Here is a 26,074-nt window from a genome sequence, read left to right on the forward strand (position 1 = left end):
CACAATAGGCACCGCGCCCGGGCGGACCGGGCGCGGTGCGGCGGACGAGCCGGGACCCGGTCAGCGCCGAATGGCCCTGAGGAAGTCTCCGAGGGCTCGGGCTACGGCGCCGGGGGCTTCCGCGGGGAGCAGGTGGCCGGCGTCAGGGACGGTCATCAGGGTCGCGTGCGGGATGTGGGGCAAGAGGTGTTCGCGCAGGATGTGCGGCGGCTCCACCATGTCGTTCTCCGCGGCAAGCACCGTCACAGGGACCTCGATACGCCGTGCGGCATCGGTGATGTCCCGCGCGATTCCGTGCAGGGGCCACTCCTGCCGGGCCTCGGCGCCGGAGGCGAGGCTGTCGCGCTCCGCGGTGGCCCGCACCGTCTCGGGCAGCGGTGTGGCGGTCAGGACATGGTCGAGGGCGTGCGCCACCGTCTCGGCCGAGTCGTAGGCGTGTGACAGGCCCTGTCGGTACTCCTCGGTCACCATGGCGGGTGGCTGGGGCGGCGCGGGCGCGACGAGCACCAGACCGGCCAGACCGGCCGGTCGGCGGGCCGCGACGAGCTGGCTCGCCTTGCCACCCATCGAGTGGCCGACGAGGACGAACGGCCCCGATACCCGCTCCTCGACCACACGGACGAGATCGTCGGCGAGCTGGTCGAGGTGATAGGGCCCGGGCAGCGCCCGCGAGGTGCCCCAGCCGCGCTGGTCGAAGCGGACCGTCGCCTGCCCGGGCGGCAGGTGGCCGAGCACACCGTTCCAGGTGTCGGCGGAGCCGCCCCAGTAGTGGGCGAACACCAGCGTCGGACCGGTATCGCCCCCGACTCGCACATCGAGCGATCCGCCCGCCACGGGAACTCTCATTGTCATTTCCATCATCTTCGCGCCTTCCCTCTCGGCCGCGGAAGGCGACTCCGTCGTCCTGCCGCAGCTCGGAACCAGTAACCTGACCTGCCGATCAGGCGCGGAATCGACCGTAGGCGAGGGAGTGTCCACTCCTTGGCGGAAAGGAACACGTTCATTGTGGAAAACGGACACAGTGCGGTGCGGCAACTGCGCTATCTGCCTGCCGTGGGATCGGCGTACGGGGTGGAGGTCCTGGATTTCGCCGCGCTGCGTTCGATGGACACCCAGCGCCGTCGTACCCAGCCGCAGCGCCCCGACTTCCATGTGTTCGCGCTGGTCGGCTCCGGAACCGGCAGCCATGAAGCGGACTTCCACAACTACCGGCTGGGGGAAGGCGGCGCCGTGTGGATCCGGCCGGGCATGGTGCACCGCTGGAGCGATATCGACGCCTGCGACGGCCCGCTGATCCTGTTCCGGCCCGGTTTCCTTTCCGGCTTCACGGCGGCAGAGGCCACCACACCGGCGTGCTGGCATCTGGACCGGCAGCGGCTGCCCCTCGCCCTGCTCGCGGCCGAACATCTCGGCCGCGAGCACAGCACGGCAGTGCACACACCACGCCTGGCATCCCCCGCCCTGCTCTCCCACCTGCTGGCGGCGCTGATCCTGCGCGCACTCCCGGGCACACCGCCCTCGGCCGAGGCGGCAAGACCCGGCAGCCGGCCAACCGAAGTGTTCCGGGTCTATCGGGCCACCGTCGAAGAGCGCTTCGCCGAATGGCACCAGGTGGCCGACTACGCACGGGCGTTGGGCTACGACGTACGCACCCTCACCCGGGCAACGCGCGCCGCCACCGGCACGGGCGCCAAGACCTTTCTCGACCAGCGCATCCTGCTGGAGGCGAAACGGCTGCTCGCCCACACCGATCTGCCGGTCAGCGGCTGCGGCCGACGCCTCGGCTTCCGGGACGTCGGCAACTTCACCACGTTCTTCCGGCGCCAGACCGGCCTGCCCCCCGCCGCGTGGCGCGCCGCGTACAGCACCGGCGGCACACGCGGCGTCTGACTCGCCCTCGGCGGCCGGGGTCCGGAGAGTCACTGATGTGCGGGGGCAGGTTCACTGTTGCGGGGGCAGGTGCCGCAATCCGTTCTCCAGCAGGGCGAAGGCGTGCTCCATGTCGGCCACGGCACCCGCGTAGCGCTCGTCGGCCGGCTCCCCGTACGCCACACGTTCGGCGTTGTCGTCTGCCAACGCCCAGTGGACCGCGACGATTTGGACGGCGGCGAGCCGCGCGGTGAGTTCCGGAATGTCCGCCGTTTCCCGCAGTGCCTCGGTCAGGGCGTGCTCGGCGCCGGTCTTGAACCGTGCCATCCGGGCCACCAGCGAGGGCGCGTCGAGGATCATGCGGTGCAGCCTGCGCACCGCGGGATGGTCATTGAGCCCGGTGATCGGATCCCGCTCGCGCAGCCCCTTGAGGAAGTGCTCGCGCAGTGCGGTCAGTGGGTCGGTGCCCGGCGGGCGGGCCCGTACGACGCGTGCGGATTCGGTCTCGTGGTCGGCCAGGCGGTGCACCACGAGGTCTTCCTTGGTCGGGAAGTAGGCGAAGAGGGTGCGCTTGGACACCTCGGCCGCCTCGGCCACCTGGGCCACCGAGACCTGGTTGAAGCCGTGTTCGAGAAACAGCGAGATCGCCGCGTCGGAGATCGCCGCGTGGGTCCGCTGCTTCTTTCGTTCCCGTAGTCCTGGCTTGCCGTCCACGGCGTCCACGGTAACAGAAAACTGCCCCTGGTAAATTTCTGCACCGGGTATATATTTACCCTCGGTGAGCTGATCCGGAGCGTTGAGATGAGATGGAGTGACGGTGTTGACGGAGAGCACGACCGAGGTCGTTGTCGCGGGCGCGGGCCCGACCGGGCTGATGCTGGCGTACGAACTGGCTCTGGCCGGGGTCGAGACCCTGGTGCTGGAGAAGCTGCCAGAGCGGATCCAGCAGGTGAAGGGCGGCACGATTCAGCCCCGCACCGCCGAACTGCTGGAATCCCGCGGCCTGCTGGAGCCGCTGCTGCGGCGGGCCATCGCGCGTGGTCCGATGGGCGGCCATTTCGCGGCCCTGCCCGTGCCCCTGGACTGCACCCCCTGGCGGACCGAGCACCCCTTTCCGATCGGGATCCCTCAGTGGGAGATCGAGGAGGTGCTCGAAGAGCGGGCGACCGCCGCCGGCGCGCGGGTACTGCGCGGCGCCGCCGTCTCAGGGGTCGCGCCGGATGACGATGGTGTGGTCGTCACGGCGGACGGTCTGCGGGCGCGGGCTCACTACCTGGTGGCGTGCGACGGCGGCCACAGTACGGTGCGGAAACTGCTCGGGCTGCCGTTTCCCGGCCGGGCCGGAACGCATCAGGCGGTGCTGGCCGATATCCGGCTGTCCGCCGTTTCCTCGCTGGTGCCGCGGCAGGCGGGGCATATGAGCACCCTGACCCGTCAGGCGCGGGGCTACTGGTCCATGCTGGTCCCTGTCGGCGGCGACCGGTACCGGTTCACCTTCGGGCATGCGGACCAGGCGGACACCGCCCGCGACACCGCCGTCACCCACGAGGAGATCGCGGCCGCGCTGGAGGCCGTGTACGGCCCCGAGACCACCCTCGGCGGCGTGGACAACTCCTCGCGGTTCTCCGATGCCACACGGCAACTGGAGCACTACCGCACGGGCCGTGTCCTGTTCGCCGGGGACGCCGCGCATATCCACCCCCCGCTGGGCGCCCAGGGCCTCAACCTCGGCGTACAGGACGCGCTCAACCTCGGGTGGAAACTGGCCGCGGTCCTCCAGGACCGGGCGCCGAGCGGGTTGCTGGACAGCTACCACGCCGAACGGCATCCGGTCGCGGCCCAGGTCCTGCATCACACCTCGGCGCAGCGCGTCCTGACGAGTCCGAACCCGAGCGAGGACGTGGCCGCCCTGCGCGACATCATCACCGACCTGCTGCGCCTGCCCGACACCAACCGCCATCTCGCGGGGCTGATGTCCGGTCTCTCGCTGCGCTACGACCTGCCCGGCGATCACCCGCTCACCGGGCAGCGCATGCCGGACGCCGATCTGGTGACCGAGACCGGCACCACCCGGCTGTCGACACTGTTCGGCTCCGGGCACGCCGTCCTGCTCGACCTGGCCGGAGCCGTCCCGGCCGACCTCCCGCTCCCGCCACGAGTCGACCTCGTCCGCGCCACATGCGCCGACGATCTGGGCGCCGCCGCCCTGCTCATCCGCCCCGACGGCTATGTCTGCTGGGCTACGGACACCACCGCCGCCTGCGGCGACACCCTGCTGGCCGCGCTCACCGGCGACCTCGCGAGGGTGCGCTGAGCCGGGTGACAAGGCCGAGTGACACGGAGGACGCCTACGCGAAGGCCCTCAAGGTGTCCTCGCCGTCGGTCCACCAGACGCCGAGCCGCTGGCGGACCAGGAGCCAGCCGTCCGGGCCCCGGCGGAATTCCCAGTCGTAGGGGCCGCCCATGGAGTAGGGGGAGGAGGTGCTCCCGGGCTCGGTGACGGCGACGAACCACATGTAGCCGATCCCCGTCGCCCGGTCGCCCGCCACGTCGACGTGCATGTTGAGGATGTGATGCTGCATGCTCGCGTAGGGTGATTCCACCTCCTCCACCTTGGCCCGGACCGCCTCTTTTCCGTGGATCTTCTCCCACGGCCCGAACTCCAGCACCGCGTCCTCGGCCCAGCATTCGATCCAGGTCTGCCAGTCCTTGCGGTCCAGCGCCCGCCATCCGCGGATCATGAGGGCGCGCAGGGCTTCCTTGTCCTCCAGTGCCTGGAGTCTGCGGGCCAGGCTGTCGTAGTCGGCGGTCGCTGTCATGACGGGCCTCTTTCGTCCATGGGTGCTGGTCGGTCCTGCCCGATCGAGTCTGGACCGGTCGAGCACCGCCGACCAGGCCGAACGCCGCCTAGGAGCACCGCACCCAGGCGGCACACCGGCGGGCTCATGGAGGGCAGTTGGGCCACGGCCAGGGGTGACCGACCCCGGGCGGTCAGGTCTCCAGCAGGTCAGGTCTCCAGCAGGTCGGGGGGAAGATCTCCTCGATCGTCCAGCGGTGTGCGGTCAGGCCCTGTTCGTGGTGGTAGCGCAGCAGTGTGTCGAGGGCCGCGCGGTTGGCGGCCACGCCATAGGGCCACCAGTCCTCGGTCATCAGCTCGGCGTTCTCCTCGTACAGCGCGTTCAGCCAGGGCACCATGAACGGGGCCTCGTACAGTCGCCGTCCCTGCCGGTACCGCCGGGCTCCTGCCTCCTTCGCCGCCACAAAGCCCTCGTAGACGGCGCGGGCCGGCCAGGGACACCGGCCCTGTACAGCGCCGGTTCCCGTGCCGGTGCGAGCGGGTCGCCCCACACCGGGACCGTGCCCCCGAACCACCGTAAGTCCGCAGGACGGGGCGGCGCGGCCACCGCACACCATCGGGGCGGCCGGAGCGGCCGAAGCCCCCTCATTCCCCCTGACGGCCACTGCCGCCACCGTGGTCAGGGGGAATGAGGGGGATGTTTAGGGGACGGCCCGCTCGCCGCCGGAACAAGAATCACAACAACAGCAGCGAGCTTCCTCAAGCTCGTTGGAGCTTTCTCTCCCGGGCCTTCTTTCCCTTGGGCCGCGCAACCGGAGCGCGGCTGTCCCGCGCAAGGGGCGATCCCGCGCGGGCCGGTCGCTCCTCCCGCGCGCCCTGCTTCGAACCGAGAGGTGTGGCGGCATGCTACGGACTGACCTGATCCGGCCGGTGCCCGAACTGCTCCGGGCCAACGCGGATCGCTTCGGTGACAAGCCGGCCTGTTCCGACGGACACCGCACGGTCAGCCATGCCGAACTCGAACGCCGTACCCGGCGGCTGGCCGGTCATCTCGCCGGACTGCGGCTGCACCCCGGCGACCGCGCCATGATCTGCCTGGGCAACCGCGTCGAGACGGTGGAGAGCTACTTCGGCGTTCTGCGGGCGAACGGCGTGGCGGTGCCGGTCAACCCGCGTTCGACCGATGCGGAACTCTCCTATCTGCTCGCCGACAGCGGCGCCCGGCTGGTGCTCACCGATGTCGCCCACGCCGAGCAGTTCGACCGGCTGCGGGAACAGTTCCCGGAGCTGAGGGTGGTGGTCAGCGGGGACGGGCCGCTGCCGAAGGGCTTCATCGCGTTCGAGCCGCTGCCGGACACGGAGCCGGACCTGGCGGCCCGCGACGACCTGGGCCTGGACGAAGTCGCCTGGATGCTCTACACCTCGGGCACCACGGGCCTGCCGAAAGGCGTGCTGTCCACCCAGCGGAACTGCCTGTGGTCCCTGGCCGCCTGCTACGTACCGGTGACGGGGCTGACCGCCGAGGACCGTGTGCTGTGGCCGCTGCCGCTGTTCCACAGCCTCTCGCACATCGTGTGTCTGCTGGCGGCCACCGCCGTCGGGGCCGGCACCCGGATCGTGGACGGGGTGTCGACCTCCGATGTGCTGGACGCGCTGCGCGAGGAGCGGTCGACCTTCATCGCCGGAGTGCCGACGCTCTACCACCATCTGATCGAGGCTGCCCGCGAGCGCGACTTCGCCACGCCCGAGCTGCGGATCGCGCTCGTGGGCGGGGCGGTGGCCACGGCCGACCTGGTCAGGTCGTTCGAGGCCACCTTCGGAGTGCCACTCGTCGACGCCTACGGATCCACCGAGACCTGTGGCGCGATCGCGGTGAACTGGCCCACCGGCCCACGGGTCGAGGGGTCGTGCGGGCTGCCGGTGCCGGGGCTGACGGTGCGGCTGGTGGACCCCGACACCGGTGTCGACGTTCCGGCCGGGCGGGAAGGCGAGTTCTGGGTGTCCGGGCCGAACATCATGGCCGGGTACCACAACCAGCCGGAGGCGACGGCCGCGGCGCTGCGCGACGGCTGGTACCGCACCGGGGACCTCGGCCGCCGTGACGAGGCCGGATTCTGCACGGTGACCGGCCGGATCAAGGAACTCGTCATCCGGGCCGGGGAGAACATCCACCCCGGTGAGGTCGAGGCCGTGCTGCGCACCGTGCCGGGTGTGGCGGACGCGGCCGTGGTGGGCAAGCCGCACGCGGTGCTCGGCGAGGTCCCGGTGGCCTTCGTGGTGCCCGGCCCGGACGGCTTCGACCCGTCGGCGCTGCTGGCCACGTGTCGTGAGCGGCTGTCGTACTTCAAGGTCCCGGAGGAGATCTACGAGATCGCGCGGGTGCCGCGCACCGCCTCGGGGAAGATCACCCGGCACGTACTGCTGGAGCTGCCCGCACGGCTGCGGGCCGCCGGGGACGGCCAGTACGACTCGCTGCTGCGGCTGGACTGGGTGCCGCAGCCCGCGCTGCCGGACGCCCCGGCCGGGACCGGAACCTGGGCGCTGGTGGACGCGGACGCGCTCGGGGCCGGGCTCGCGGAGGGGCTGCGGGCGGCGGGGGTGGACGTGGCCGATCCGGTGGCCGATTACGTGGCCGATCCGGTGGCCGATGTCGCTGGAGATGACGGTGCGGCTCCGGACGTGGTCGTGGTTGCGCCTCAGGTGGTGGGCCTCCCCGAAGAAGCGGGGGTCCCCGACGAGGCCGGGGTCACGGCTGGCGAGGCGGCCGACCGGCTGGCGGCCCGGCTGGGCACCTGGCTGGCCGACGACCGGCTGGCCGGGACGACGTTCGTGGTGGCCACCACTGGCGCGGTGGCCACCGGCTCCGAGGAGAACGCACCGGAGCCGCTGTCGGCCGCGCTGTGGGGTGTGGTGCGCTCGCTCCAGGCCGCCTACCCCGGCCGACTGACGCTGGTGGACGTGGACGACGAAGGGGGCGGGGCCGGGGAGGACGGTCGGGTGGCCGCGCTGTTGCGGGCCGTACAGGACGGGCACGACCAGGCGGCGATCCGTGGCGGAGTGCTGCTGGTCCCGCGCCTGACGCGGATCTCGGTCCCGGCGGAGCCGGGGCCCGCCCCGGCCCTGGACCCGGACGGACTGGTCGTGATCACCGGTGGCGACACCGCCCGCGGCACCGCGCTGGCCCGCCATCTGGTGACCGCGTACGGCGCCCGTAACCTGCTGCTGCTCAGCGCGAATGGCCTGCCGGAAGAGGCGGCGGCCGCGTTGCGGACCGAGTTGGCGCGGGACGGGGCCCAGGTCTCGATGGCCGTGTGCGACCCGGCCGAGCGGGCGGCGCTGGACTCGGTGCTGGACGCACAGGACCGGCCGGTGACCGCTGCCGTACACATCGAGGAGCCGGGTCCGGAACGGTCGCTCGCCACCTCGCTGCGCGGCATGACGCACCTGGAGGAACGGACGCGGACGGCCGGGCCCGCGCTGTTCGTCGTCGTCACCTCCGCCGCGGGGGTGCTGGGCTCGCCGGGTCGCCCGGACCTGGCGGCCGTCGACCAGTTCGGCGAAGCCCTGGTGCGGCGGCGCCGGGCGCTCGGCCTGAGCGGGCTGGCGCTGGCTTGGGGGCCGCTGCCGGGCGAGCAGGGCACGGCACCGGTGGCCGGTGCCGTGCCCCTGCCCGAGGCGCTGGCCCTGTTCGACGCGGCGCTGACGGCTGGTCAGGGCCCACTGGTGTTGCTCAGGCCGAGTACGACGGGGCTGGCGGGTGGCGAGCCGGTGCCCGCGGTGCTGCGTCACCTGGTGGACGCGCCGTCCGGCGTACCGGCGTCGGACGAACCCGCCGCCGCGGAGTTCCGGCGGCGGCTGGCCGCCGAGAGCGAGTCCGGCCGCCGGCACATGGCACTGGCGCTGGTGCGCGAGCACGCCGCGGCGGCGCTGGGGCTGGCCTCGGCCGACCCGGTCGAGGCCGACCAGGCGTTCAGCGCGTTCGGCTTCACCTCACTGACCGCGGTCGCGCTGAGGAACCGGCTGAACGCGGCCACCGGGGCACGGCTCGCCGCCACGGTGGTCTTCGACCATCCGACCCCCGCCGGGCTGGCACGCCATCTGGTGCGGGAGATCACCGGGAAGCGAAGCGTGCGGGCGCCGGTGCGGGCGCGCGGGGTGTCCGACGAGCCGGTGGCGATCGTGGCGATGGGCTGCCACCTGCCCGGCGAGGTCGCGACGCCCGAGGACCTGTGGCGGCTGGTGGCCGACGGGCGGGACGCGATCGCCGGGTTCCCGGAGGACCGGGGCTGGGACCTGGCCGGGCTCTTCGACTCCGACCCGGATGCCGTGGGCAAGTCCTACGTCCGCGAGGGCGGTTTCCTCACCGGCGCGGGCGGATTCGACGCCGCCTTCTTCGGCATCTCGCCCCGCGAGGCGCTGGCCATGGACCCGCAGCAGCGGCTGCTGCTGGAGACCGCGTGGGAGACCTTCGAGAACGCCGGAATCGACCCGGGTTCGCTGCACGGCACCGACGTCGGTGTGTTCAGCGGAGTGATGTACCACGATTACGGGGCCGACGCCGGGACGGCGGCGGAGGGCCTGGAGGGGCATCTCGGCGTGGGCAGCGCGGGGAGCGTCGTCTCCGGACGCGTGGCCTACGCGATGGGCCTGACCGGGCCCGCGGTGACGGTGGACACCGCCTGCTCGTCCTCCCTGGTGGCGCTGCACCTGGCGGTTCAGGCGGTGCGTACGGGCGAATGCTCGCTGGCGCTCGCCGGGGGTGTCGCGGTGATGAGCAGGCCGACGTCGTTCATCGAGTTCTCCCGCCAGCGCGGCCTCGCCCCCGATGGCCGCTGCAAGTCGTTCGCGGAGGGCGCCGACGGCACCAACTGGTCCGAGGGTGTCGGGTTGGTGTTGCTGGAGCGGCTGTCCGATGCCCGCCGCAATGGGCATGAGGTGCTCGCCGTGGTCCGTGGCACGGCGGTGAACCAGGACGGGGCGAGCAACGGCCTGACCGCGCCCAACGGCCCTTCCCAGGAACGGGTGATCCGGCAGGCGCTGGCGAACGCCGGGCTGACGGTGGCCGATGTGGACGCGGTCGAGGCGCACGGCACCGGCACGAGTCTCGGCGACCCCATCGAGGCCCAGGCGCTCCTGGCCACCTACGGGCAGGAGCGGCCGGAGGGTCAGCCGCTGTGGCTGGGGTCGTTGAAGTCGAACATCGGGCATGCGCAGGCGGCGGCGGGCGTGGCCGGTGTCATCAAGATGGTGCTGGCCATGCGGCACAACACGCTGCCGAAAACGCTGCACGCGGAGCGGCCCGCTACGCAGGTGGACTGGTCGCAGGGTGCGGTGTCGCTGCTGTCCGAGGCCCGGCCCTGGCCGGAGACCGGACACCCCCGCCGCGCCGGAATCTCCTCCTTCGGCGTCAGCGGGACGAATGCCCATGTGGTCCTGGAGCAGGCGCCGCCTGAGGTGGCCGTGCCCGAAGCAGAGGCCAGCGAGGCGGGCACTCCTGGGCTGGTGGCCACGGGCGGCGTGGTGCCGTGGATGCTGTCCGGTAAGACTCCTGCGGCGCTGCGGGCTCAGGCCGAGCGTCTGGTCAGCCACCTGGAATCCGGGGACGCTCCGCGTGCGGTGGACGTGGGCTGGTCACTGGCCACCACGCGCGCCGCCCTCGATCATCGCGCGGTCATCCTCGCCACGGATACCGAGCAGGGCACGGCGACCGTCCGTGCCCTGGCGGAGGGACGGCCCGACCCGCTCCTGGTCACCGGGCAGACCGGGACGGATGGCAAGACCGTGTTCGTCTTCCCCGGCCAGGGAGCCCAGTGGGTGGGCATGGGGGCACAACTCCTCAACACCTCCCCCGCCTTCGCCACCCGGCTACACGAGTGCGCCGACGCGCTGGCCCCGTATACCGACTGGTCGCTCATCGACGTCATCACCGGCGCACCCGATGCCCCTTCGCTCGACCGTGTCGACGTCGTACAGCCCGCCACCTTCGCCGTCGTCGTCTCCCTCGCCACCCTCTGGCAATCCATGGGTATCCACCCCGACGCCGTCACCGGCCACTCCCAAGGCGAAATCGCCGCAGCCTGCGTCGCCGGACACCTCACCCTCACCAACGCCGCCAAAATCGTCGCCCTGCGCAGCCAGATCATCGCCGACCACCTCGCCGGACACGGCGGCATGATGTCCCTCGCCACCCCCGCCGACACCATCGACCTCACCAACTGGCACGGCAAACTCTGGATCGCCGCACACAACGGCCCCAACGCCACCGTCATCGCAGGCGACGCCGAAGCCCTGCACCAACTCCACGCCCACTACACCGACCAAGGCATCCGAGCCCGCATCATCCCCGTCGACTACGCCTCCCACACCGGACACGTCGACACCATCAAGAACGAACTCCACCAAACCCTGGCCGACACCACCACCGAGCCCGGCACCCTCCCCTGGCTCTCCACCGTCGACGGGGAGTGGATCGAACCCAACACCCTCGACAGCACCTACTGGTACCGCAATCTCCGCCAGACCGTGCAGTTCCACACCGCCATCACCACCCTCGCCGACCAGGGCTACCGCACCTACATCGAAGTCAGCCCCCACCCCGTCCTCACCACCGCCATCCAAGAAACCCTCGAAACACACAACACCCCCAACGCGATCGTCACCGGAACCCTCCGCCGCGACGACGACACCCCCACCCGCCTCCTCACCAACCTCGCCCACCTCACCACCCACGGAACACCCGTCAACTGGCCCACCCTCTTCACCGGCACACACCCCACCCGCATCACCCTCCCCACCTACCCCTTCCAACACCACCACTACTGGCTCCGCCGCAACACCACCACAGGCGATGTGAGTGCCGTGGGCCTCCAGGGCACGGGCCACCCGCTGGCCGGGGCCGTGGTGAGCGTGCCCGACACCGGTGGTGTGCTGCTCACCGGGCAACTGTCGGTGGCCACCCACCCCTGGCTGGCCGACCACGCCGTCTCCGGAACCGTCCTGCTGCCCGGCGCCGCGATGGCCGAACTCGCCATCCGCGCCGGAGACGAGACCGCCACCCCCACCCTGGAAGAACTGGTCATCGGCCAGCCGATGACACTGCCCGAAGACGGTGCGCTGCACGTCCAGGTACTGGTCGGCGGCGAGGAGGACGGGCGCCGAGGGGTACGGATCTACTCCCGCCCCGACGCGGCCCAGGAACAGGAATGGCTGGAGCACGCCTCGGGCACGCTCGCCACGCAGCCGGACGGTTCGGCCGAGGGTGGCAGGGAAGACGGCATGGCCGAGTGGCCGCCGCCCGGTGTCGAACCGATCGCTCTGGATCACTTCTACGACGACCTCGCCCAGGCCGGGTACGAGTACGGCCCCGCGTTCCGCGGGCTGAAGGCGGTCTGGAAGCGCGATGGCGAAGTGGGCGAGGTGTTCGCGGAGGCCGCGCTGCCGGAGGAGCAGACGGAGGCCGCCGGCCGGTTCGGCATCCACCCGGCACTGCTGGACGCCGCGTTGCACGCGAGCAACTTCTGTGTGCCCCCGGTCCCGGGCCAGACGCTGCTCCCCTTCGTGTGGAACGACGTACGGCTGCTGGCGGCGGGAGCCACGGCCGTCCGTGTGCGCGCCCGTGCCACCGGCCCGGATTCGTTCACGATCAGCCTGTACGACAGTACCGGCTCCCCCGTCGCCTCGGTGGACTCCCTGGTGCTCCGGGCGATCAGTCCCGAGCAGCTCGCCGCCGCGTCCGGCGGCGCCGATCGGTCCGCTGATGCGCTGTTCACGGTGGACTGGACCGAGCACCCCACCGCCCTGGGGACCGAGGTCTCCTGGACCACCCTCGGCGACACCCACGCCCACGCCGACGTGGACGCAGCCATGGACGCGCTCATCGCGGGAGAGGACCGCCCCGGGGCCGTGGTCGCCGACACCACGGCCTGGGCCGCCGGGGACACCGAGCTGCCCACGCGGGCCAGGGACCTGGCCGCCCGCGCGCTGGACCTGGTGCAGCGATGGCTAGCCCAACCCGAACTCGACGACGTCCGGCTGGTGTTGCTCACCCGTGGGGCGGTGTCCGTACACGACACCGCCGAGGTCACCGATCCGGCCGCCGCCGCGATCTGGGGCCTGGTCCGCTCCGCCCAGTCCGAACACCCGGGCCGGATCGCCCTGGTGGACACCGACGACGCGTCGCGGGAGGCGCTGCCCGAGGCGGTGGCGTCCGGCGAACCGCAGGTGGCGCTGCGCCGTGGGCTGCTGTGGGTGCCGCGTCTGGTGCGGTCGTCGCAGGGTCTCGCCGTACCCGCCCACGAGCACTGGTACCTCGACGTCTCGGAGAAGGGCAGCCTGGAGAACCTGGTGCTGCGGCCGGATCCGGAGGCCACCGCGCCGCTGGCCACCGGTCAGGTCCGGATCGAGGTCCGCGCCGCCGGTCAGAACTTCCGGGACGTGCTCGTCGCGCTCGGCGGCGTGGCGGGTCAGGAGGGTCTGGGCGGCGAGGGCGCCGGTGTGGTGACCGAGGTCGGGCCGGGGGTCGAGGGCCTGGCCGTGGGCGACCGGGTGATGGGTCTGTTCCCGCGCTCGTTCGGCCCGCTGGCCACCGCGGACGCGCGAACGGTCGCGCCGATCCCCGAGGGGTGGTCGTACGCCACGGCCGCCGGAGTGCCGGTGGCCTATCTGACGGCGCTGTACGGACTGCGGGACCTGGGCAATGTGCAGCCGGGTGAGACGGTGCTGGTGCACGCCGCCGCGGGCGGTGTGGGCATGGCCGCCGTCCAGTTGGCGCGGCACTTCGGCGCCCTCGTGTATGCCACCGCCCATCCGTCGAAGCACCATGTGCTGACCGCGTTGGGGGTGCCGGAGGGGCATCTGGCGTCCAGCCGCGACCTCGGCTTCGCCTCGGCGTTTCCCGCGCTGGACGTGGTGCTGAACTCCCTCACCGGCGAGTATGTGGACGCCTCACTGGGGCTGCTCGGCACCGGTGGCCGCTTCGTGGAGATGGGCAAGAACGACATCCGCGATCCCGCCGTGGTCGCCGCGGCACATCCCGGTGTGGGCTATCAGGCGTTCGACCTGGGAGGTGACGCGGGGCCGGACCGGATCCGGGAGTTGCTCACTGAGCTGGTGGAACTGTTCGAGGCGGGCCGGATCGAGCCGCTTCCGGTGCGGCAGTGGGACATCACCCGCGCCCCCGAGGCGTTCCGCTGGATGAGCCAGGGGCGGCACACCGGCAAGATCGTGCTCACCCTCCCCCGCGCCCTGGACCCGGACGGCACCGTCCTGATCACCGGCGGCACCGGAACCCTCGGCGCCACCGTCGCCCGCCACCTCGTCACCCAGCACGGCGCACGCCGACTACTGCTGGTCAGCCGCCGGGGACCGGACGCACCCGGCGCCACCGACCTCACCACCGAACTCACCGAACTCGGCGCCACCGTCCACATCACCGCATGCGACACCGCCGACCGCGACCAACTCGACACCACCCTCGCCGACATCCCGGCCGACCACCCCCTCACCGCCGTCATCCACACGGCCGGGACGCTCGACGACGGCACCCTCACCGCACTCACCCCGGACCGCCTCGACACCGTCTTCCGCCCCAAGGTCGACGCCATCACCCACCTCCACCACCTCACCCACGACCACGACCTGGCCGCCTTCGTCATCTACTCGTCCGCCGCCGGAACGCTCGGCAACGCGGGCCAGGCCAACTACGCCGCCGCCAACGCCTTCCTCGACGCCTTCGCCCAGTGGCGGCACGCCCGCCATCGGCCCGCCACCTCGCTGGCGTGGGGGCTGTGGAGCGACACCAGCACGCTCACCGCGACGATGGACGCCACCGACGTGCGCCGCACACGGCGGGCGGGGGTGCTGGGCATGGACAACGCCGAGGCGCTGCGGGTGTTCGACACCGGGTTGCGGTCCGGGCGGCCCGCGCTGGTGGCAGCGAAGATCGACCTCACCGCCCTGCGCGCGCCGGACGCCGAGTTGTCGCCGCTGCTGCGCGGTCTTGCCCGCCCGGCGCGCCGCACCGCGCGGACCGCGGCCCCGGCGGCCGGTGGTCTGTCGGGGCAGTTGGCCGGGCTGTCCCCCGCCGGGCAGCGGGAGTTCCTGCTCAACCTGGTGCGGGCGGAGGCCGCGGTGGTCCTCGGCCATACCGGGCCTGAGGCGATCGAGCCGACGGTGGCGTTCAAGGAGATGGGCTTCGACTCGCTGACGGCGGTCGAACTGCGCAACCGGCTGAATGCGGCGACCGGGCTGCGGCTCCCCGCCACGTTGCTCTTCGACCACCCGACCCCGGCTCTTCTCACCGAGCTGTTCCACACCGAGCTGGGCGGCGGCCCGGCACCCGCCGCGGCGGCCCCGGTGACCGTGCGCGCCGCCGCTGACGAGCCGATCGCCGTGGTGGCGATGAGCTGCCGTCTGCCGGGCGGAGTGACCGACCCGGACGGGCTGTGGAACCTGCTGCTCGGAGAGCGCGACGGCATCACCGACTTCCCCCGTGACCGGGGCTGGGACCTGGAGGCGCTGTTCGACGCCGACCCGGACCGGAGTGGCACCTCCTATGTGCTGCGTGGCGGGTTCCTCGAGGACGCGGCCGGTTTCGACGCGGACTTCTTCGGCATCTCGCCGCGTGAGGCGCTGGCGATGGACCCGCAGCAACGGCTGTTCCTGGAAGCCTGCTGGGAGGTGTTCGAGCGGGCGGGCATGGACCCGACCGCGGTGGGAGGCGGCGACATCGGCGTGTTCGCCGGCGTCATCAACCAGGACTACGGCGTGCGGAGCGGTCCCGCTCCCGAGGACCTCGAGGGCTATATGCTCACCGGCTCGGCGACGAGTGTCGCCTCCGGCCGGGTGGCCTATGTGCTGGGCCTGGAGGGCCCGGCGGTCACGGTGGACACGGCGTGCTCCTCCTCACTGGTGGCCATGCACTGGGCCGTACAGGCATTGCGGCAGGGCGAGTGCTCGATGGCGCTGGCCGGGGGCGCCACGGTGATGGGGCGGCCGTCGGCGTTCGTGGAGTTCTCACGCCAGCGCGGCCTGGCGCCGGACGGCCTGTGCAAGGCGTTCGGGGCGGGTGCGGACGGCACCACCTTCAGCGAGGGTGTCGGGGTACTGCTGCTGGAACGGCTCTCGGACGCCCGCCGCAACGGCCACGAGGTGCTGGCCGTGGTCCGCGGTACGGCGGTGAACCAGGACGGCGCCAGCAACGGCCTCACCGCCCCCAACGGCCCCTCCCAGCAGCGCGTGATCCGACAGGCACTGGCGAACGCCGGACTGTCGGCCACCGACATCGACGCCGTCGAAGCACACGGCACCGGCACCGCCCTCGGCGACCCCATAGAAGCCCAGGCACTCCTGGCCACCTATGGCCAGGACCGTCCTGGGGACGAGCCCGTATGGCTCGGCTCGCTGAAGTCGAACACCGGGCACACGCTGGCCGCGGCAGGCGTGTCCAGCGTCATCAAGATGGTGCTGGCGATGCGGAACGGCACGCTTCCGCGCTCCCTGTACGCCGACGAGCCCACACCGGAAGTGGATTGGTCCCAGGGCGCGGTGTCCCTGCTCACCGAGGCCCGGCCCTGGCCGGAGACCGGACACCCCCGCCGCGCCGGAATCTCCTCCTTCGGCATCAGCGGCACCAACGCCCACCTCATCCTGGAGCAGGCCCCTCAGCCCGAACCCCAGGCCGAGACCGAGACCGAGCCCGAAGCCGCGCCGAAGGCGGACGACGGCATGGCCACTCCCGGGCTCGTGGCGACCGGCGGGAGCGTGCCCTGGGTGCTGTCCGCCAAGACCGCCACGGCCCTGCGGGCTCAGGCTCAACGGCTCCTGGACCACCTGGAGTCCGGGGTGACCGACCGCCCCCTCGACATCGGCTGGTCCCTGGCCACCACCCGCACCCTCCACGACCACCGCGCGGTCATCCTCACCGACACCGAGGGCGCTGACGCCACGGCCGCCCTCACCGCCCTCGCGACCGAACAACCCCACCCCCGCCTCACCACCGGCCACGCCACCACCCACGGCAAGACCGTGTTCGTGTTCCCCGGCCAGGGCGCCCAATGGGCAGGCATGGGAGCCCAACTCCTCGACAGCTCACCCGTCTTCGCCACCCGCCTCCACGAATGCGCCAAAGCTCTCGCCCCCTACACCGACTGGTCACTGATCGACGTCATCACCGGCGCGCCTGATGCCCCTTCGCTCGACCGCGTCGACGTCCTCCAGCCCACCACCTTCGCCATCATGGTCTCCCTCGCCGCCCTCTGGCAGGCCAACGGCATCCACCCCGACGCCGTCATCGGCCACTCCCAAGGCGAAATCGCCGCAGCCTGCGTCGCCGGACACCTCACCCTCACCAACGCCGCCAAAATCGTCACCCTCCGCAGCCAGACCATCGCCCACCACCTCACCGGACACGGCGCCATGATGTCCGTCCTCGCATCCCCCACCTGGGTCCAGGAAACACTCGCACCCTGGCACGGACACCTATGGATCGCCGCCGTCAACGGCCCCGCATCCGTCTCCGTATCCGGAGACCCCGACGCACTCGCCGAATTCGGCACCACCCTCTCCAAAGCCAAGGTCTACCGCTGGCAACTCCCCGGCGTCGACTTCGCCGGACACTCCGGACACGTCGACACCATCAAAGACCAGTTGCACAACGTACTCGACGGCATCACCGCCACACCCGGCCACACCGCCTGGATGTCCACCGTCGACGCCGACTGGGCCAACCCCACACACATCGACCCCGACTACTGGTACCGCAACCTCCGCGACACCGTCCGCTTCGAAGAAGCCACCCGAGCCCTCCTCACCCACGGCCACCGCGTCTTCATCGAGGTCAGCACCCACCCGGTGCTGACCACCGCCATCCAGGACACCACCGAATCCCTCCCCGATACCCCCACCACCATCACCGGCACCCTCCGCCGCGACGACGGCGGCCCCGACCGCGTCCTCACCAGCCTCGCGGAGCTCTCCGCCGCCGGAATTCCGGTCCACTGGCCCACCGCGTACGCCGGAACCACACCCTCCCAAGTTCCGCTGCCCACCTACCCCTTCCAGCACCAGCACTACTGGCTGGCCGCCACCGGCCACCACGGGGATGTCGGCTCCGTGGGACTGCGCGACGCGGCGCACCCGCTGCTGGGGGCCGTGGTCAGCGTGCCGGACACCGGAGGGGTGCTGCTCACCGGGCGGCTGGCACCGTCGGCGCAGTCCTGGCTGGCCGACCATATGCTGTCCGGCGTCGCCCTGGTGCCGGGTACGGCGATCGTGGAACTGGCCGTACGGGCCGGGGACGAGACCGGCACACCGGTGTTGGAGGAGCTGGTCCTCGGCCAGCCGATGCTTCTCCCCGAGGACGGCTCGCTTCAGGTGCAGGTCCTGGTCGGCGCGGCCGAGGACGATGAGCGCCGTACGGTGCGGGTCTACTCCCGCGGCGACGAGTCCGAGCCCTGGGTCGAGCACGCCTCCGGCATCCTGTCCGCGCAGGCGCTCGTACCTGTCGAGGCGGAGCGGCAGTGGCCGCCCGCCGGGGCGGAACCCGTTGCCCTGGAGGGCTTCTACGACCGCCTGGCCGAGGCAGGCTATGAGTACGGTCCGGTGTTCCGCGGTCTCACCGCGGCGTGGACGCGCGACGGTGATGTGTTCGCCGAGGTCACCCTCGGCGAGGAGCAGCATGACCTCGCGCGCCGCTTCGGCATCCATCCGGCGTTGCTGGACGCGGCGCTGCACGCGAGCAACTTCTGCCCGGGCAACGAGCCCGCCGGCGGGACGTATCTGCCGTTCTCCTGGAACGGTGTGCAGTTGCACGCCGACGGCGCCACCGCCCTACGGGTGCGGGTCACCTCCACCGGGCCGGACAACCTGTCCCTGTACGCGACCGATCCGCACGGGGTGCCCGTGGTGACCGTCGGGTCGCTGGTGCTCAGGGAGACCACCGCGGAGCAGCTCCGCACCACATCGGCCTCGTCCACCGCGGATTCCCAGTTCACCGTGGAGTGGACCGAACATGCCCTGGCCCGGGACGAGGTGGCGTGGGCGGCGCTGGACGCCGTGCCCGACCAGGACACGTGGCCGCCGGTGGTCGTCGCCGACACCCGGGCATACACCGCGGAGGGCGGCGAACTACCGGAGCGTGCCCGTGCGCTGACCGGCCGGGCATTGGCCGCGATACGGCGTCTGATCAGCGACGACGCACTCGCCGACAGCCGTCTGGTGCTGCTCACCCGGGGTGGCATGGCGGTGCATGACGACACCGAGGTCACCGACCCGGCCGCCGCCGCGGTGTGGGGCCTGGTGCGCGCCGCGCAGGCCGAGCACCCGGGCCGGGTGTGCGTGATCGACACCGACGACCGGTCGGCCGAGGCCCTGCCCGCCGCGCTGGCCACGGAGGAACCCCAGCTCGCGCTGCGTGGCGGAATCGCGTGGGTGCCCCGCCTGGTGCGAGCGCGCCCGGGCCTGGCGGTCCCGGCCACCGCGGCGTGGCATCTGGACGTCACCGAACACGGCACACTGGAGAACCTCGCCCTGGTGCCCCACCCTCGGGCGGAGGCGCCGCTGGAGGCGGGCCAGGTGCGGATCGCGGTACGCGCCGCCGGTCAGAACTTCCGCGATGTGCTCATCGCCCTCGGCATGTACGAGGCGGAGATCGGCACCGAGGGCGCGGGCGTGGTGACCGAGGTCGGCCCGGGCGTGGCGGATCTGGCCGTGGGCGACCGTGTGATGGGCATGCTGCCCGGTTCGTTCGGGCCGCTGGTGGTGGCGGACCGGCGGACGGTGGTGCGGATGCCGCGCGGCTGGTCGTTCACGGCGGCGGCCGGGGTGCCGGTCGCCTATCTCACCGCGCTGTACGCGTTGCGGGATCTGGGCGATGTCCAGCCGGGCGAGACGGTGCTGGTGCACGCCGCAGCCGGTGGAGTCGGCATGGCCGCCGTACACCTCGCCCACCACTTCGGCGCCACCGTCCTCGCCACCGCCCACCCGGCCAAACACCACAGCCTGGAACAGCTCGGGGTGGCCACGGAACGGCGCGCCTCCAGCCGCGACCTCGCCTACGCCCACACCTTCCCGACCACCGATATCGTCCTCAACTCCCTCACCGGCGAACACATCGACGCCTCGCTGCGGTTGCTCAACCCCGGTGGCCGTTTCATCGAGATGGGACGTACCGACATCCGGGACGTGGACGAGGTGGCCGCGACGCACCCGGACCGCACCTATCGCGCGTTCGACCTGGGCGCGGACGCGGGGCCGGATCGCATCCAGGAACTGCTGGTCGAGCTGGTGGACCTGTTCGAGCAGGGCCTGATCCCTCCGTTGCCCACCCGGCCGTGGGAGATCACCCGCGCCCCCGACGCGTTCCGCTGGATGAGCCAGGGCCGCCACACCGGCAAGATCGTGCTCACTCTCCCGCGCACCCCCGACCCCGACGGCACCGTACTGATCACCGGCGGCACCGGCACCCTCGGCACTGCCATCGCCCGTCACCTCGTCACCCACCACGGTGTACGCAACCTGGTCCTCACCGGCCGCCAGGGGCCGAACGCCCCCGGCGCGGCCGACCTTCACGACGAACTGACCGCACTGGGCGCACAAGTACGGATCACCGCCTGCGACAGCGCCGACCGCGGCCAACTCGCCGCACTCCTCGCCGGCATCCCGTCCGACCACCCCCTCACCGGCATCGTGCACACCGCCGGCACCCTCGCCGACGGCACCCTCACCACACTCGACCCCGACCGCATCGACACCGTCTTCCGCCCCAAGGTCGACGCGGTCACCCACCTGCACGACCTCACCCGCGACCAGGACCTGGCCCTCTTCGCCGTGTACTCCTCCGCCGCCGGAATCCTCGGGAACGCGGGCCAGGCCAACTACGCCGCCGCCAACACCTTCCTCGACGCCTTCGTACAGCAGCGGCGCGCGGCGGGGCTGGCCGGGCTGTCGCTGGCCTGGGGCCTGTGGGCGGAGACCAGCGAGCTGTCGGCCGCGCTGATCACGGCCAACCGGGATCGCACCCGACACGGTGTCGTCCGCCCGATGACCACCGAGCACGCCCTGAGCCTCTTCGACTCCGCCCTCGGCCTGGGGCTGCCCCTGGTGGTACCGGCGAAGCTGGACCCCGGCGCACACGAGTCCGCCGCGGGCGCTGTGTCGCCGCTGCTCACCGGGCTCGTCCGGCCGACCCGACGCACCCTGCGGTCCACGTCGGGCCAATCCGGCGAAGGCGGTCTGACGGCCCGGCTGGCGGCGCTGTCCGAGGCCGATCAGCACCGGCTACTGCTGGACCTGGTACGGGACCATACGGCGACCGTGCTCGGGCACACCGGGAAGGACGCCGTGGACGCCAGGCGCGCGTTCAGCGACATCGGGGTCGACTCGCTCATCGCGGTGGAACTGCGCAACCGGCTCGCCGGCGCGACCGGGCTGCGCCTGCCCGCGACGGTCGTGTTCGACTACGCGACACCGGAGGCGATGGCCGGACATCTGCGGTCCGTGGTGGCCGGAGACACGGCCGCCCCCGCCTCCCCGTCGACGTCGGCGCCCGCTTCGGCGGTGGCCCCGGCGGACGACCCGGTGGCCATCGTGTCGATGAACTGCCGACTGCCCGGCAAGGTCACCGGCCCCGCGGAGCTGTGGGATCTGGTGTCCCAGGGCCGGGACGCGATCGGCCCCTTCCCCACGGACCGCGGCTGGGACGTGGAGACGCTGTTCGACCTCGACCCGGACGCCGTGGGCAAGTCCTACGTACGCGAGGGCGGTTTCCTCACCGGCGCCGGTGACTTCGACGCCGAGTTCTTCGGCATCTCGCCACGCGAGGCGCTGGCGATGGATCCGCAGCAGCGACTGCTCGCCGAGACCTCATGGGAGCTGTTCGAGCAGGCGGGCATCGACCCGATGTCCGTGCGCGGACAGGCCATCGGGGTGTTCGCCGGGGTCATCGACCAGGGATACATCGCCCACTCCGAGGCGCCCCCGCCGGAGTTGGAGGGCTACCTGATGACCGGCAGCACCACGAGTGTGGCCTCCGGCCGAGTGGCCTATCTGCTGGGCCTCGAAGGCCCCGCGGTGACGGTGGACACGGCGTGCTCGTCGTCGCTGGTGGCGCTGCATCTGGCCGTACAGGCGCTGCGGGCGGGCGAGTGCTCGATGGCCATCACCGGTGGCGTGACGGTGATCGCCAAGCCCGGCGGTTTCATCAGCTTCTCCCGCCAGCGCGGGCTCGCGCCGGACGGCCGTAGCAAGTCCTTCAGCGAGGGCGCCGACGGCACCACCTTCAGCGAGGGCATCGGTCTGGTGCTGCTGGAACGGCTCTCGGACGCCCGCCGCAACGGCCATGAGGTACTGGCCGTGATCCGTGGCACCGCGGTGAACCAGGACGGGGCGAGCAACGGCCTCACCGCTCCGAACGGGCCCTCCCAGCAGCGAGTGATCCGGCAGGCCCTGTCCAACGCCGGGCTCACAGTGGCCGACGTGGACGCGATCGAGGCACACGGCACCGGCACCGCCCTCGGCGACCCCATCGAGGCACAGGCACTGCTCGCCACCTACGGCCAGGACCGCCCGGGGGACGAACCCGTGTGGCTCGGCTCGCTGAAGTCCAACATCGGCCACACGCAGGCCGCCGCGGGCATCGCGGGCCTCATCAAGATGGTGCTGGCGATGCGGCATGGCATGCTTCCGCCCTCACTGCACGCCGGCGAGCCCACCACCAAGGTCGACTGGGCGTCGGGGGCGGTGTCCCTGCTGTCCGAGGCCCGACCCTGGCCGGAGACGGGACACCCTCGCCGCGCCGGAATCTCCTCCTTCGGCATCAGCGGGACGAACGCACACGTGATCCTGGAGCAGGGGCCGGAGGTGGCTGTGCCCGAGGCGGAGACGGGCGCTCCTGGGTTGGTGGCCACAGGCGGTGTGGTGCCGTGGGTGCTGTCCGCCAAGAGCCCTGCGGGGCTGCGGGCTCAGGCCGAGCGTCTGGTCAGCCACCTGGAATCCGGGGACGCTCCGCGTGCGGTGGACGTGGGCTGGTCACTGGCCACCACGCGCGCCGCCCTCGATCATCGCGCGGTCATCCTCGCCACGGATACCGAGCAGGGCACGGCGACCGTCCGTGCCCTGGCGGAGGGACGGCCCGACCCGCTCCTGGTCACCGGGCAGACCGGGACGGATGGCAAGACCGTGTTCGTCTTCCCCGGCCAGGGAGCCCAGTGGGTGGGCATGGGGGCACAACTCCTCAACACCTCCCCCGCCTTCGCCACCCGGCTACACGAGTGCGCCGACGCGCTGGCCCCGTATACCGACTGGTCGCTCATCGACGTCATCACCGGCGCACCCGATGCCCCTTCGCTCGACCGTGTCGACGTCGTACAGCCCGCCACCTTCGCCGTCGTCGTCTCCCTCGCCACCCTCTGGCAATCCATGGGTATCCACCCCGACGCCGTCACCGGCCACTCCCAAGGCGAAATCGCCGCAGCCTGCGTCGCCGGACACCTCACCCTCGACGCCGCCGCCAAAATCGTCGCCCTGCGCAGCCAGATCATCGCCGACCACCTCGCCGGACACGGCGGCATGATGTCCGTCCTCGCCTCGCGGGAACAGGTCGAGGAAGACCTCACCCCGTGGCAGGGCAAGCTCTGGATCGCCGCGCACAACAGCCCCCAGGCGACCGTCGTCGCAGGCGACATCGACGCTCTGCACGAACTCCACGCCCACTACACCGACCAGGACATCCGAGCCCGCATCATCCCCGTCGACTACGCCTCCCACACCGGACACGTCGACACCATCAAGAACGAACTCCACCAAACCCTGGCCGACACCACCACCGAACCCGGAACCATCCCCTGGCTCTCCACCGTCACCGGACAGTGGATCGAACCCGACACCCTCGACGGCGGCTACTGGTACCGGAACCTGCGCCAAACGGTGCAGTTCCACACCGCCATCACCACCCTCGCCGACCAGGGCTACCGCACCTACATCGAAATCAGCCCCCACCCCGTCCTCACCACCGCCATCCAAGAAACCCTCGAAGCCAACGACACCTCCAACACCACCATCACCGGAACCCTCCGCCGCGACGACGACACCCCCACCCGCCTCCTCACCAACCTCGCCCACCTCACCACCAACGGCCACACCCCCGACTGGACAGCCCTCTACTCCGCCACCCACCCCCACCCCACGCCCCTCCCCACCTACGCCTTCCAACACCACCACTACTGGCTCACACCGTCCGAGGTGCCGGAGGCGGTGGCCGACGGTGTGTTCTGGGAGGCCGTGGAGCGGGGCGACCTCGCCTCCCTGGCCGATTCCCTCGGCGTCGAGGAGAAGGCGCTGGAGCCCGTCCTGCCGGGGCTGACGTCGTGGCGGCGCCGCAACCAGGACCAGTCCACCGTGGACGCCTGGTCGTATCGCATCGCCTGGGATCCGGTGGCCAGCGGGGAGGCGCCCGTACTGCCAGGAGCGTGGCTGGTGGCCGTGGCCTCACCGCAGACGAGCGACACCGCGGTGACGGGCGTGATCGCCGCGCTGGCCGCGCACGGCGCCGATCCCGTGGTGGTCGAGGTGGACACGGTGGAGCGGGCGGAGGTGACCGCCCTCCTGCGGGAGCGGATGTCGGGTTCCGATGACGAGTACGCCGGGGTGCTGTCCCTGCTGGCATGGGACGAGCGGACCTGCGAACCCGGCACGCTCTCCCGGGGCGTGGCGGCCACCGTGGCGCTGATGCAGGCCGTGGAGGAGATCGGGCTCACCGCTCCCCTGTGGTGCCTGACGCGTGGCGCGGTCGCCGTGCGTGAACCCTCCGAGGTGACCAGCGAGTTCCAGCCGCTGGCCTGGGGAATGGGCGTGGTGCAGGGGCTGGATCAGCCGTCCACCTGGGGTGGGATCGTGGATCTGCCGCGGACGCCGGATGATACGGCCCTTGCCCGGTTGTGCTCGGTGCTTGCCGGAGTGGACGCGGAGGACCAGGTCGCGGTGCGCGCGTCGGGGGTGTTCGCCCGGCGGATGCGGCGCGAACCGGTGACGTCGGCACCGGCGTGGCAGCCACGGGACACGGTGCTGATCACCGGCGGCACCGGCGGACTCGGCTCGTACGTGGCCCGTTGGGCCGCGGGTCACGGCGCCCGGCGTGTGGTGCTGCTCAGCCGTCAGGGTGCGCAGGCGGCGGGCGCGGCGGAGCTGGAGGCCGAGCTGACCGCGCTGGGCGCGGACGTGACCATCGCGGCGTGTGATGTGACCGACCGGGACCAGCTCGCGGCCGTCCTGGCGGAGATTCCGGATGACGTGCCGTTGTCGGCCGTGGTCCACGCCGCGGGGCTGGCGCTGCCGGAGAAGCCGCTGTCGAAGATGACACTCGCCGAGTTCGCCGATATCGGCCGGGCGAAGATCGCCGGTGCGCGGCACCTCGACGATCTGCTGGGGGAACGGGAGTTGGACGCCTTCGTCCTGTTCTCGTCCGGAGCGGCGGCCTGGGGCAGCGGCGGCCAGAGCGCCTACGCCGCCGGCAACGCCTATCTCGACGGGCTGGCGCAGCGCCGCCGCGCACGGGGGCTGGCGGCCACGTCGGTGGCGTGGGGCGCCTGGGGTGGCGGCCTTGGCACGATCGACGAGGCGATGGGCGCGCAGTGGCGCCGTACGGGTCTGATGACCATGGACCCGCGGCTGGCGGCGCTGGCGATGGCGCACACCGTGGGCAGCGGCACCGCCCACGGGGTGGTGGCCGACATCGACTGGGAACGGTTCGCCCCCGGCTACACCCTGGCCCGGTTCCGGCCTCTGCTGCGGGGACTGCCCGATGTCATCGACCTGCTGACCGAGGACACACACGAGGACGGCGCGGGACAGACGGAGCTGATCGCACGGCTGGCCGGGCTGAGCCCCGGGGACCAGGAGCGGCTGCTCACCGAGCTGGTGCAGGCCGAGGCCGCGGCCGTACTCGGACACGCGAGCGCCGATGCCACCGGGGACCGTCCGTTCAGCGAGATCGGATTCGACTCGCTGACGGCGGTGGAGCTGCGCAATCGCCTCAATGCCGGCACGGGGCTGAAGCTGCCCGCGACGATGGTGTTCGACCACCCGCGGCCCAGTGCGCTGGCGCGCCGTATCCGCACCGAACTCGGCCAGACCGACACCTCGTCGGTGGACTCGGTGCTGGCCGAGCTGGAGCGGCTGGAAGCACATTTGGCGGCGCTGCCGAAGGAGAAGATCGAACGCGCCCGGATCACCTCGCGGCTACAGCGGATGACCACCAAGGTCGCCGAGATCGAGGCCAACGGCGCGGGCGGCGAAACCGTCACCGAACGACTCGACACGGCGAACGCCGACGACGTGTTCGCCTTCATCGACCAGGAGTTCGGCGTGGACTGATTCCCCGTCTCGTCTCCGCTCACCGATTTCACCCACGAGGCT

Annotated in this window: 7 protein-coding genes; 3 read left to right on the top strand and 4 right to left on the bottom strand. The window is 71.8% G+C overall.

Annotation, left to right across the window (positions count from 1 at the left end):
• Positions 1 to 60 precede the first annotated feature (60 nt).
• Positions 61 to 846: an alpha/beta fold hydrolase gene (locus ACK1X7_RS07120; RefSeq protein WP_413114781.1), complete on the bottom strand. Its 786-nt coding sequence runs from the start codon at positions 844 to 846 to the stop codon at positions 61 to 63.
• Positions 847 to 1,005: 159 nt separating this feature from the next.
• Here ACK1X7_RS07120 and ACK1X7_RS07125 point away from each other — a divergent pair, with 159 nt between their 5' ends.
• Entirely contained in the window at positions 1,006 to 1,890 is an 885-nt protein-coding gene (locus ACK1X7_RS07125) for a helix-turn-helix domain-containing protein (protein ID WP_398162010.1), read from the top strand.
• Between the two features lie 51 nt (positions 1,891 to 1,941).
• Here the strand turns inward: ACK1X7_RS07125 and ACK1X7_RS07130 are convergent, their stop codons facing one another.
• Positions 1,942 to 2,583, bottom strand: coding sequence for a TetR/AcrR family transcriptional regulator (locus ACK1X7_RS07130; RefSeq protein ID WP_385152974.1), 642 nt, complete (start codon positions 2,581 to 2,583; stop codon positions 1,942 to 1,944).
• Positions 2,584 to 2,680: 97 nt separating this feature from the next.
• On the opposite strand from ACK1X7_RS07130, the gene ACK1X7_RS07135 reads away from it, so the two are divergent.
• Entirely contained in the window at positions 2,681 to 4,183 is a 1,503-nt protein-coding gene (locus tag ACK1X7_RS07135; RefSeq protein WP_390795629.1) for an FAD-dependent monooxygenase, read from the top strand.
• 34 nt (positions 4,184 to 4,217) lie between these two features.
• On the opposite strand, the gene ACK1X7_RS07140 is transcribed toward ACK1X7_RS07135, so the two are convergent.
• Positions 4,218 to 4,688, bottom strand: a complete 471-nt coding sequence (locus tag ACK1X7_RS07140) for a nuclear transport factor 2 family protein (RefSeq protein WP_385152980.1) — start codon at positions 4,686 to 4,688, stop codon at positions 4,218 to 4,220.
• A gap of 172 nt (positions 4,689 to 4,860) precedes the next feature.
• Positions 4,861 to 5,217 (bottom strand): hypothetical protein, encoded by a 357-nt coding sequence (locus tag ACK1X7_RS07145; protein WP_390795626.1) that lies wholly within the window; start codon positions 5,215 to 5,217, stop codon positions 4,861 to 4,863.
• 352 nt (positions 5,218 to 5,569) lie between these two features.
• Here ACK1X7_RS07145 and ACK1X7_RS07150 point away from each other — a divergent pair, with 352 nt between their 5' ends.
• Positions 5,570 to 26,032 carry a type I polyketide synthase gene (locus ACK1X7_RS07150; protein WP_413114782.1) on the top strand — a complete coding sequence of 6,821 codons (20,463 nt, stop codon included), beginning with the start codon at positions 5,570 to 5,572 and terminating at the stop codon, positions 26,030 to 26,032.
• Positions 26,033 to 26,074 lie beyond the last annotated feature (42 nt).

This window comes from Streptomyces sp. CY-1 (assembly GCF_047218265.1).
Classification (GTDB): domain Bacteria; phylum Actinomycetota; class Actinomycetes; order Streptomycetales; family Streptomycetaceae; genus Streptomyces; species Streptomyces niphimycinicus.